General features: G+C 40.0%; 11 protein-coding genes. 3 read left to right on the top strand and 8 right to left on the bottom strand.

Features of this window, described 5'->3' with window-relative positions:
- Positions 1-79: 79 nt before the first annotated feature.
- On the top strand, positions 80-1,333 hold the full coding sequence (locus tag GBI16_RS02785) for an MFS transporter (protein ID WP_151706485.1): 1,254 nt from the start codon (positions 80-82) through the stop codon (positions 1,331-1,333).
- A 13-nt stretch (positions 1,334-1,346) separates the two neighbouring features.
- Positions 1,347-1,682 (top strand): gamma-glutamylcyclotransferase family protein, encoded by a 336-nt coding sequence (locus tag GBI16_RS02780; RefSeq protein ID WP_151706484.1) that lies wholly within the window; start codon positions 1,347-1,349, stop codon positions 1,680-1,682.
- 131 nt (positions 1,683-1,813) lie between these two features.
- On the opposite strand, the gene GBI16_RS02775 is transcribed toward GBI16_RS02780, so the two are convergent.
- Positions 1,814-3,700, bottom strand: coding sequence for a bifunctional metallophosphatase/5'-nucleotidase (locus GBI16_RS02775; RefSeq protein WP_404814567.1), 1,887 nt, complete (start codon positions 3,698-3,700; stop codon positions 1,814-1,816).
- Positions 3,701-3,995: 295 nt separating this feature from the next.
- On the opposite strand from GBI16_RS02775, the gene GBI16_RS02770 reads away from it, so the two are divergent.
- Positions 3,996-4,466 (top strand): spore coat U domain-containing protein, encoded by a 471-nt coding sequence (locus GBI16_RS02770; protein WP_086208689.1) that lies wholly within the window; start codon positions 3,996-3,998, stop codon positions 4,464-4,466.
- A 23-nt stretch (positions 4,467-4,489) separates the two neighbouring features.
- Here the strand turns inward: GBI16_RS02770 and GBI16_RS02765 are convergent, their stop codons facing one another.
- From GBI16_RS02765 to mdcG, 7 genes are all read right to left on the bottom strand, one after another.
- Positions 4,490-5,467 (bottom strand): spore coat U domain-containing protein, encoded by a 978-nt coding sequence (locus tag GBI16_RS02765; RefSeq protein WP_086208690.1) that lies wholly within the window; start codon positions 5,465-5,467, stop codon positions 4,490-4,492.
- The gene (locus GBI16_RS02760; RefSeq protein ID WP_151706482.1) at positions 5,458-7,827 is read right to left on the bottom strand and encodes a fimbria/pilus outer membrane usher protein; all 2,370 of its coding nucleotides are present in this window, start codon (positions 7,825-7,827) and stop codon (positions 5,458-5,460) included. The genes GBI16_RS02765 and GBI16_RS02760 overlap by 10 nt, the downstream gene beginning before the upstream one ends.
- Before the next feature lie 6 nt (positions 7,828-7,833).
- A complete protein-coding gene (locus GBI16_RS02755; protein ID WP_086208692.1) occupies positions 7,834-8,583 on the bottom strand; it encodes a molecular chaperone in 750 nt (249 codons plus the stop codon).
- Between the two features lie 43 nt (positions 8,584-8,626).
- Positions 8,627-9,103, bottom strand: coding sequence for a spore coat U domain-containing protein (locus tag GBI16_RS02750; protein ID WP_086208693.1), 477 nt, complete (start codon positions 9,101-9,103; stop codon positions 8,627-8,629).
- A gap of 580 nt (positions 9,104-9,683) precedes the next feature.
- Positions 9,684-10,607, bottom strand: a complete 924-nt coding sequence (locus GBI16_RS02745; RefSeq protein WP_151706481.1) for an acyltransferase domain-containing protein — start codon at positions 10,605-10,607, stop codon at positions 9,684-9,686.
- Positions 10,585-11,463 (bottom strand): triphosphoribosyl-dephospho-CoA synthase MdcB, encoded by an 879-nt coding sequence (mdcB, locus tag GBI16_RS02740; RefSeq protein WP_151706480.1) that lies wholly within the window; start codon positions 11,461-11,463, stop codon positions 10,585-10,587. The genes GBI16_RS02745 and mdcB overlap by 23 nt, the downstream gene beginning before the upstream one ends.
- The gene (mdcG, locus tag GBI16_RS02735; protein ID WP_151706479.1) at positions 11,441-12,121 is read right to left on the bottom strand and encodes a malonate decarboxylase holo-[acyl-carrier-protein] synthase; all 681 of its coding nucleotides are present in this window, start codon (positions 12,119-12,121) and stop codon (positions 11,441-11,443) included. Before mdcG ends, mdcB begins: the two co-directional genes overlap by 23 nt.
- Positions 12,122-12,124: the final 3 nt, after the last annotated feature.

The raw sequence follows: 12,124 nt of genomic DNA, 5'->3' as shown, positions 1-12,124 counted from the left end.
TATTGAGTTATATATATTATACATATACATCTGCACTTCTTAAAATAAAAGCTCTTCTCCATATTAAGTCAGTTAAGTCATGAAACTGAGCTCTTCGATAGAAGCAGACTGGTCTACCTTTCAGCAACCCATTCCACAAACGATCAACAAAGGTACACGGGAATATAAAAAAGCGGGTATGGCGTTGTTCCTATTAGGCTTTGCCAGTTTTTCGCTAATCTATTGCGTACAGCCCTTGCTACCCAATTTAAGTCAAAGTTTCCATATTGCACCTAGTGCAAGTGCACTAGCACTGTCTTTAACCACGGGCTTTTTGGCCATGTCGATCGTGCTATCCAGTGCTTTTTCGCAAACATTGGGCAGAAAAGGGCTGATGTTTTTCTCGATGCTTTTGGCTTCAATACTTAATGTCGTGTGCGCAGTTTCACCGAGTTGGCATGTACTCATGCTTTCAAGAAGCTTAGAAGGTTTTGTTTTGGGTGGAGTTCCTGCTGTTGCTATGGCTTGGATTGCAGAAGAAATTAGCCCGAAAGATTTAGCTAAAACCATGGGGCTATATATTGCAGGCACAGCATTTGGCGGCATGATGGGACGTGTTGGCATGGGTATTTTGACCGAATTTTTCTCATGGCGTATTTCCATGGCGATTCTCGGCGGCATCTGTCTGTTCTGTGCATTAGGTTTTTTGAAACTCTTACCTAATTCGCGAAATTTCACTGCCCAGCAAGGTCTCTCTTTTAAGTTCCATCTACATGCATGGTATGCACACTTAAGTCATACACGGCTGTTAAAAATTTATGTCATCGGTTTTTTGCTCACCAGTATCTTTGTCACTTTGTTTAATTATGTGACCTTTAGACTGTTTGCAGCACCCTATCATTTAAGCCAAACTCAGATCAGCCTCATCTTTTTATCTTATAGTTTGGGTATTATTTCCTCTTCTATCGCAGGCAATATCGCAGACCGAGTAGGCAAAAAGCAGGTGATGATTTTGGGCTTTTCATGCATGCTTTTAGGCGTGCTACTCACCCTTTCCGCATCTTTATTTCTGATTATTCTTGGTATTGGCTGTGTGACCACTGGCTTTTTCATTGCCCATGCCATTGCCAGCAGTCGCGTAGGCGAACTCGCAACATCCAATAAAGGCCACGCCACCTCCTTGTATCTGCTTTTTTATTATTTAGGTTCAAGCATTATAGGCGCCTATGGCGGAAATATTTGGCAAAGCTATGGCTGGAATGGCATCGTTATCTTAAATATTTTTCTGATCCTAATTGCACTCATCGTTATTTTTTCAATAAAACCACTCCATTCATCCACCCCAACACCTTAGGAATTTCGACCTCATGCAACAACACTTATTTGTCTACGGTACCTTAGCTCCCAATAAACCCAATGCCCATATTTTAGAAGCGATTGGCGGTACATGGCGCAAAGGCTCTGTGAAAGGATGGCTTAAAGAAGCTGGTTGGGGTGCAGAACTTGGCTTTCCTGGCCTGACACTGAGTCCAGATGGGCAAACTATTGATGGATATATTTTTAGTTCAGAACAATTAGATAGCCTGTGGAACAGCTTGGATGAGTTCGAAGGCAGTGAATATCAGCGTGTTTTAACTGAGGTCATTTTAGAGAATGGACAAATACAACAGGCCTATGTCTATGCACTAAATCAGCACGTATAAGTCGTATTTTTATGTAGCGAAGTCTCAAAAATTAAATGAAATCGAATACGGATGATTGCTCATTTAAGCTGATGTTTGAATGGCCTCAAAGTCAGTTACATACCGACTGACTTTGAGACATTAAACCAGCTTTACTCTTTATAATGTTGTGTACTGTAGTGCTCAACAGGTAAGCGTGTTAACACCTTTTGTCCTTTCGCACCTGGCATGCTTTCGACATACTGTAAGAAAGCTTCAGCATAATCTAAACCCACATCAATCCGACGATCACCCGTAATACCTTTTAAACTGGTATAAAAGTCTTGACCATCGGCAAGGAAATTAATGGTAATCACTTGATAGGTTTGGTTTACATTTAAAGGCAAATACTGTCCATCAGCATTTCGCACTTGTAAATTCGATACCCGTTGGCCTTTGGTTTGGGTTAAATCGACATCCCACGTTAAGCCCCCTGTATAGGGATAACTGCCAGTGTTGTTCAAAACCACGGCATCAATCGCATCTTCTAAAGTTGATTTAATTTCCTGCCCTGTGGCTTGTAATTGCACCAATGTATTTTTAAAAGGCAAGACCGTATAAATTTTCTCAACCGTGATATCGCCTTGTGGTACATCGACTCTGACCCCGCCACCGTTTTGAATCGAAATATCCGCATTAAAATACTTTTTGCCTTGTTGTAAAAAGGCTTCTGCCACCAATTGTTGCACATCTCCACCATGTTGATTGGTGAAATCAGCTTTATTGCAAATATCTCCTAGACTTGAACGTGAGGCATCTCTAGTGGTGCCTGGAACACGACGTAAGCAAAGATTGCTCTCAGCTCTTGCTACAATTTCTTTGCCTAATAAATTTTTAGCCACTTTATACGGTTCTAAAATACTTAAAGCCGTCGCATCAGGCTGTACAATTTGTAAAGCATTGCTATTTTCAACATCTTGCCTAATATGCGCGATTTCAGTTGTATTCAGTAGGACTGCATCTTTTGCGGTACGTTTAAAGTCATCACCAATCAATACATTGGCCTTACCTGTACAAGCATCAACTTTACCATTGGCGTCAAAGTTGACTTTTAACTGCCCCACCACATACGCATATTGCCATGCTTGTACTACGCAAACTTGATCACCCTCTTTATTTTTCAATAAAGTTGGATAATCACCCTCAGGGGTGATGCCATAGTTCTTCAATTTTGCATCGGCCAATAAAGTATGCGAATCTCCGCCCACAATCACATCAACTCCAGATAACTGTGTAGCCAGTTCTTTTTCCGCCCCATAACCCAAATGCGACTGTACAATAATTTTATTGATGCCTTGCTGTTTTAGTTCATCAATATATTTCTGTGCAGTAGTCACTTCATCTTTAAATACTGTATCTGTATTTGGGCGTGATGCATTTTTGGTCTTATTGGCAATGGTGAGGCCAATCAATGCAATTTTTTGCCCTTCTTTTTCTATAATGGTATACGGCTTCACCAAATCTGTTCGATACAACGGTGAACTTGGCCCAAACTCGACATTGGCACTGAGTATCTGAGTTTTAGTCTTACAACTGCCTTTATCGTTTAAAAAACCCATAAACTTTTGTAGACCAGCATCTGTATTATCAAATTCATGGTTGCCCAAGGTCATCGTATCGAAACATACCGTATTCATAAGGTCTGCCTCGGCCTCACCTTCTTTCAAGGTAAAATAGAGATCCCCCGTTATGGCATCTCCTGCGTGAATTTTGATTGCATTTTTCTCACGACTCGCCAAATCATTCATCAATGCTGTGACTCGTGCAAAACCACCATTCGAGACTTGGATTTCCTCTCGCTTTCCTGCCGAAGTTTCTAACATTAATTTTACCGTCTCCTCATCTAAGTGTGAGTGGCTATCATTAATGTGGAGAAGATTGACTTCGAGTGCTTTATTCTGCACGTCAGGTGCAGTATTGTTTTTATTATCGTCGTCATTACATCCAACAAGTACGCTGCTACACAATAAAAAACCACCACTCAAACTTAACAGCTTAATGGCTCTATTTCGAAGAATCACGGTTGTCCCCAATGCTTATTTATTAAACAACCATCATGCAAGGGCACCGTTTAAAATTCGTGACACTGGTGAAATATTCTTAATATTATTTACATTACTTTGATATTTAAACAGTTTTTCTATAACTTATACCAACATGGTTTTACCAAACGATTAAATATAATTCAGTTTCTGCATTATTATGTAATATAAATTATAGTAATCAACGCTATATTTCCCTATATTAGTCACATAACTATTGATAATCATTGTAGTCTCGTGGAGACAGTACACCATGAAACTTTTCAAATATTCTTTCGCAATTCTTGCCGTCATTTCTGTTTCGGCGTATACCATGAGTGATCGTCAATCCTCACAATTTAAAGTTAAAATGCAAGTTACAGAAATTTGCGATATTGGAACAGGCAGTACTTCGGATATTGATTTTGGAACAGTGACTCGTAATGCACAGAATGTGCAAGCGACAGGAAGTTTAAATGTTTATTGTACCAATGGAACACCCTATAACATTGCGTTAAACAGCAATGGCAGTTTAAAACATAGTAATGATATTTCTATACAAATTCCTTATCAGCTATACCAAGATGCTGCCATGAGTAAAGAATGGGGCAATATTGCAGACAATCGTTTGTCTCAACAAGGTACTGGGCAAACGCAAAATATTACCATTTGGGGAAAAGTTCCCAATGCTAATGTTCCTGCAGGACAATATAGTGACAAAGTGACCGCAACCATTACCTATTAAGCTTACAATGAATAATGAGCAACTTAGTAAGTTAAAGTGACTGTGATTGTATCGGAGTATTGTCCAACACTTGTGATCGTTTGAGCTGGAACAGCTGCATACACAGGAACACTCTGGTTATCTACAGGATAAAAAACATTCGCCTGCCATATTTGTGAACGACTAACATCTTTATATAAATTGTACTGAATATAACTTCCCACTGCATTTCTCATTCGTCTTTGGCTTCCTTGCGCATTTACGCCATTATCCAAACTAACTTGCATACTGGTTCCTGTTGGACAAGCCAAACGAATAAGTCCTGAACCAAATAATGGGGTGTTTAATTGCTCAACAGCTCCAAAGTCAATATCCGTAGCCGATTGGATTAAACAACTATTTTCATAATTGGAGTTAACGATGAGATTATTATTTCCTGTATTTGAATTTGCAAAAACCTCTTCATTGCTGGGTATTGCAGAACCATAACGAAAAGCAGAATAAAGTTTCAGATTTACACTATTTGTGGTGTAACTTCTCGCAGGAACCACTTGCCCAGCGAGCACTTGTCCATATATTTTAATTTGAGTACTTGCATTCGCCTGGCCAGCCTCGACTTGAAAAGTCTGGCACTGCGCCTGACTTTTACGGTCTGAACCTGGAATTTTGTACGTTCGCGCAGCATCATAGTACAAATGATAATTGAGCAGTGTTTCAGGATTATAGCTAATCATACTACGAGGATCATTCCCCGAAGGAGATGTACTATCAATTGCTAAACACATTTTATATGTGACTGGCTGACTCCAATTAGAGTTACAGCTAACCGTGACGTCCGTTGAGGCAGTAGAAGAACCTTGAGCATTTGCAGTACCTAAACTGAGAGTCGCCCCCCCAATCCAGCAGCTTTCTGCATACGCAGGCGAATAGATCAGCCCACAACTAAGGAGCAACAAGCCAATACAAGCCAAATACTGGCTAGAATAGTTCATTTTAAACCAGTGACTGTAGTTTACTGACATACGATTTGCCCCAAATCACTATAACCATTTAAAGTTTCAAGATCTGGCAACTTTACTCTGCACTGCTTGAGCTGATCACCTATATATAGGGTATTATTTTTTACATTATCCAAATACACCATACCATCATGCGCCACAATAGTCGTCGGTTGAAGTTGCTCATTTGGTTTTTCTTGCCAGACAGAAGTTCCTACCGAAAGGTTATTTCCTTGCAAATCGACCACTTGAAGTTGTACTGATTTGACCTGATACATCGGGAATCGAATAAATACCCCGCTCGACTGCCGAGGAACTGCATCCTGCTGGGTCGTTTCAATTTTTAAATTGATCGGTAAATCCAAAGTATCTACAGCCACACTGTTATGTTGATATGGATTTAAATAATCAAGCAGTAAATAACCTTTCCGATTTGTTTTGCCAATTAAACGATTTTCTAAACGTACAGGTACATCTGCAACTTGATCTGTTGAAACAACTGCAAATGAACCATTGCCCAGACGTTTAGCTAATACTGTATCTTTTAAAATCACCAACCCACCACTCACAGAAGCATAAGCACTGGTATTATTTTGTTGATCAGATTCGGTATGTTGCACATTAAATTGTGCCAAACCATAACGTCCTAAATAATCCAACTGCCCCTGAAATTGTGAATATTGCTCAGTATGGTTGGCTAAAGCTTGCCAACCTAAACCACCTTGGTCTTGATCCACAGAATGTAAAACATTCAGACTCATTTGGTTTTGGTCATTGCTACGCTGAGCGGTAAGTGTCGCAGAATTACGCTTTGCCCATGGTAAATTTAAAGATAGATAATAACTATTCTCTTTATTTAACAAGTCACGGCTATAACTCAAACTCAAGTTCATTCGTCGCGGTAAAATATAAGACCAGTTGAGCAAAACAAAACGATTACTCGCTTGATCTATGTATTCCTGCTGAATATAGCTACCGCCAAATTGTCCAAATTTAGTATTTAGTCCCATATAAAATTGATCGGACTGGCTTGCAAATGTTGCATCGTTTAAGCTTGCAATATCATTAAACTGTCCGAACTGACGTAGGCCATTATAGTTTAGACTGAGCAATGCGGAGTTCCAGCTATAGCCAAAACCCAACAATTGACCTTGTTGCTCGGATGTATGGCTATAAGCATAGGAAACATTGATTTGCCCTGCGCGCTTGCCTAATTGATAAACTGTTCCTAAACCTGCTTGTTGCAATTGTTCCGTAAGCTCGGCATGCGTTTCTACTGTGAAAGTATTACTTAGCCCATAACGATAATTTCCACTAAAAGCGGGATCATTCGCATAATCAAAAGAAGATAGACCATAATTAAGCTTAGGATAACCCAAGTTCAAAGACCAATCATTTAGTCCCTGTGCCAATAAATGATTGGCACGATACAAAGAAAAACTTTGAACTTGCTGCTGACCATTGATGTCGGTAATGACCATCTGGGCATTTCCAGCCCCCGTAATACTCGGGATGGTTTGGATATCAAATTGCCCTGGTACCACATTTTGTGAAGATTGCTTGATCCCATTAATAATTAGATCAATTTGAGAGGGCAAAGTCACCTGACCCTTAAAACTCATTAAGGGCGTGGTTACCGTATAAGGCTGTAATGCAAAGTTTTTAGATATGCTCAAACCGCTCAAACGCGTTGAACGTGTCCATGTAAGCGCATCACTTTGAGCATCACCTAAACGCAATCGCAGCAATTGATTTGGAAAATCTTTTTCCCAATACGTATCAAGTATTTGACCATCAGTCGCGACATGATCTCGATACTGATAATTTCCTGACAGACTTAAAACGCCATTAAATAAGCCAAAATAGCGTAGCTCATTCCAACCATTAAATGAAAAAACATCATCATTTTGTTGGGCAAATGCCGTGTAGTTAAGTAACAGCCCCTTTTTTTCTTGTAATGGGTTGATACTGGCGGCAGGTAAAGCTTGATAACCATATTGGTTTTGTCCGCTTAACAACTCAACGGGCACTTGTATTGATATTTTCTGATTCAAATTATCATACTGATAGCTCAATCCATTAATTTGATCAAGCGCAATATAAGTAGCTTGATCTATGAGCATTTGCGGAGCATCCGCATGAATGGCAAAACTATCTAAAGATGCACGGTCTATATAAAGCTGTTGACCTCGTTGCAGGAAATGACCAATTTGTGGCTGAACAGACTGATTAAGTTCGACATCCAAGTATAAGTCTTGCTGGATTTCACTTGCTTGCTCTGGGGAGTCCGACTCTGCAAAAACGTGAGGAGCAATAACAATAATTAGCCCTGCACAGAGTAAACGACCGACTCGAACGTTCAATGAAGAAACTCCCAAAGACATAAGATATCAAGGAGATATAGGAAGTTCTTGTTCCCGAACATCCATATTTACAACTGCTACAAATTTTCCATTAGGTTTGACATTTATCGTAGCAGGAATAGACCATTGCATACTTTGACCACTCAGCACATACCCCATGAGTCCTTTTTGGATGGGTGTTTTTTGCCCCTGCGCATCAACATAGGCAAACTGGCTAAAACGTTTATAGTGCGGAGACAGGTTAGTAACCGTTAATTTGTTCGCATTGTATTTAAATGTCATGCCATTGAGCGAGGTTACACCTTGTTGAATGACATCAGTGCTTGAGGCCTTAAAAAATACAGGAATTGAATATTTCAGCAACAACTGAAGACCACTTTGCTTTTCTGCTTGAGGGTTCGGTAGCTCATCAACAATCAAACGATAAGCTTGCTCAGATGGGTTATTGCTTGCAGTACTACGAATAAGACGAACCAACTGTCTTTGGCCTGCGGGAATCGTCAATACCATTGGGCTTGCGATCAGATCTTTAGACGGGGTTAAAATATCTTGATTATTGGTTTGCGTCCAAGCATTTACTCGAACTTGACCTTGGATGGCTTCATCCCCAGTATTGGTTAACCAAAGTTCTTTGACTTTTTCTTGAGGCGAAAATTCCAATAAAATAGGCGCAACCTGCAAACTTGCAGCATGCGCCTGTATCATAAAAATACTCGTTGCCAATATACCTAAGCTACACTTACGCAGTACATTTGACCAACGCGACGTATTTTTCATGCCGATACCCTTTTCGTGAAGAATATCCTTACGATAGCAAAAATTAATACGTTACTGTAGCGGTAACCGTGTCGATATATTTACCTGCTCGAACATTTGTTGAACCAGATACTTTTGCAACAACAGGAATAGCCTGTACGCTACCTGAACCTACACCTGAGTATAGATTACTATTATTATCCCACTGGCTTTTGTCACTTGTATTTTGGAATAACTGATATGCGATGCTAGATGAAGTATCTGTCTCATGTGTCATTTTCCCACTGCCTGCTAAACCCACTTTATATGGTGTTTGGCTTGTACAAGTAACATTTAATGTTCCTGTTTTATCATTTGCAGCCACAGCACTGTTTACACTACCAAAATCAATATCAGTGGCATTGATTGCACAAGTAGAAAGCACTTCAATTTTCACTTTAAAGTCAGCAGTTGCCGTTTTTGAAGTGGTAGCCGCATTTGCCTGTCCAGCTAAAACTAAACCAGCAGAAGCCAATAATGCAGTAGTAAGAAAATTTTTCATATAACGACCTAAAACTATTAAATTAGATAATCAAAAAGCAATCGCCATGAATAACATTGCTTTTTATAGATACTTTTTTATATAGAGGTTCACACATATAAAAAGTAATCGTGAAATCTATCACATTTTTTAAAATTTTCAATAATTTTTTTTATTTTTTGGCATTTTTTGTTAGTTTCATCATTTTTATTTATCTAATAGTGATGCCATACGCATAGTAGAAGATTATAGATTTTGGAGCACAATTTTGTTCTAAAATCCCATAAACGAGTGAGGTAATCGCTTAAAAATTAAAAATAAATGATGATATGTAGAATAGAAAATTCAGCTTCATACTGCGTTTTAAAACTCGATAAACATGATTGCTATCAATAATCCATTGCCCTTCTAAACCAACCATTCGTCGTAGATTCAAGCTAATTTAATCAGGACAAAAAGCGGATAAAGGAACACGGCTCTTCATGTGTTATTCAGTTCATCTACATACTGAAGAAGTGATGTAGACATTGAACGATCTTCAGGACGACTGAATGTGATTTAAAACGAAAAAGCACCGAATACATTTCATATCATCTTCGTTTCAAGATGATCCAATACTTTGCTTTTCTAACCATACCTGCAATCCAGACCAACTTTTAAAATCATCCACTGCACGTACAATACAATTTGGATTACGTTCCAAGAGCATTTTACTTAAGGCGCTGCCTGGCCCAATTTCTAAGACAACATCAGGCTGATTTTCTTCTATTGCACTTAAACAAGCATCCCAATCAATCGCATGATTCATTTGCTGAATTAGCGCACTCACGGCATCTGTGGTCTTAAAAAACTTATGCCCACCCGAACCGCTAATCATGGCCGTGCATAAACGAGCAAAGTCTTGTTGCTGCAAAACCTGCTGATAGGGCTGAACCGCAGCATCCATCCATGCAGTATGCGATGCAATGGTGACATTCAAGCGTTTAACAAAACGTGTTCCTCGCAATTCGAGTTGCTGGGTCAACTGCTGTAAATTGGCATCAGCCCCACCCACGACAAAACTACTATCACTGAGCTTAATGGAAAGTGCGGTTGACGTTTCAGTCAACAACGCTTCAAGTGTATTGAGATTGATGCCCTGAACAGCCATTAAGCCACATGCATGCTGAGAGGCTGAAGACATTAACGAAGCACGCTGCTGGGCTAAATATAGTCCTTGCTCCAAACCTATCTGCGTTGCACAAATGAGTGCACTTAACTCTCCGAGTGAATAACCTGAGAAACTCATAAGGTCTTCAATCTCAGGTTTTAACTTTTGCCAACGACACCATTGCAAAGCAAAAATAAAAGGCTGCGCAAATTCATTTGCATACAAATCTGCTTCGGTTAAATCGGAACAAAATAGTCGCGGCAAATGTTGCTTTAAACTCTCTGATACATGAAGCTCATCCGCCAAACTGAGTAGCTCTTGCACATGGGCTAAGCTTTGGAGTCCTTGCCCACTAAATATGATTGCGAAATTCATGTTCCACCTTCAGCATGAATAAAGTCACCCCCAACAAGTCCGCACTGCCCCCCGGACTTAAACGATGCTGAACGAAATAATCTTCCACTTTAGCTACGTCTTGCACCCAATTGTGCTGTAGCACACCGCCACGAGCCAAAAACTGCTTGGCTAGATCCTGCACAATATATAAGGCTGATAAACCACCACGCCAAACAATATTGGTATCTTGTACATAGGCCATCAGACTGAATAAAGTCTGAATTGCAGCCTGCTGTGCATTGGCCGTTTTGCTATAAATCTCGATATACGTTGGCAAGGCAACATCCATCACCGTTTTAAAACCTGAAGCCACTTCTTCAATCGCCCCAGTGATGCCATATTGACTCCGCATGCGTTGCCCATGACTGTTGGGATTTCGCTCTAAATGATGTAACAGTTCATCCTGCCAAATGCTTTGAATTTTTTGACTGATTGAGCCTGCATTCAACGAACTATCAGTTGCTAGACATTGCCCGACTGCTGCACTGGCAAAACCCAAATTAAAAATTGCCCCTTTATGGGTATTGATCTGCTGAGTTGCAGCCATCATTTTTTGTTCAGCTAAAATGCCACACTGTCGAATCTCTTCAAAATTGACATTGTGATAGCCATTCAAACATTGCGCCTGAAAATAGCCCTGTAAGGCATCCACACTACATTGGAACAAGCTAAAGTCCATATCCTGATGACTGCCCTGCGAACTTGGACAAACCAAACCGGGCTTATGTTCTAAACTGGCTTCATCCAATAACGCTATACATGCCAAACGGTCTAATCTTTCAGCAGTATTGACAATGTTCGGACATAAAACTTCATGCGGTTTTAGCATTTGCATATTCAAGCTTCCCTTCGAATAATTGTTCTAATCTCAGCATCTCGACACGCTGAATTCCTTTTACGATCACTTGCTGGTTCATTTCAGGAAAAACCGCAATTAACTCATTAAATGACACATGCCAGTCTGGATGGATTTGAATCTCGCCATCTAACCGGATAGAACTCTGGGTTTGGACTTGTTGAATGAACTGTAAAATTTCTGGTACATCATGTTGATGCTGTGGATACAACAACAGATCTAAGTCTGAAGTCGGCCTGACATAAGCCTCCTGCGTGAGGGACTGATAGGCATAGGAGCCATAAACATACACTTTGCAACCCAATTGTTCTAAATGATCTGCAAAATCACTCAATTGTTTACGCTGTAGGAGCTGCGAGTCAGCTTCTAACAAAGCCTGTAGAGAAAGCGGTCGAGTGATCTGCTCGATATCGTGTTTCTCGACTAAGCACGCCACACGATATTTATAGCCCTCAACCAAGCAGTTGATCGCCAGCTTCACTTGTCCCACATCCATATCTTCCTGCCGACAAACAGTCATTGGAATATGTTGGCTCAACAACTGATACACCTTTTGTTTCACCGTTTCTGGTAAAGAAACATCTAAAAAATGTAAGGTTACTGAATCACGAAGATAAGCTAAGTCATGACGATCCATATC

Origin of the sequence: Acinetobacter sp. TUM15064 (assembly GCF_008980265.1) — a bacterium.
Taxonomy (GTDB): Bacteria; Pseudomonadota; Gammaproteobacteria; order Pseudomonadales; family Moraxellaceae; genus Acinetobacter.
Note: the sequence above shows the minus strand (reverse complement) of the source record. Positions and strands in the feature narration are given on the sequence as shown.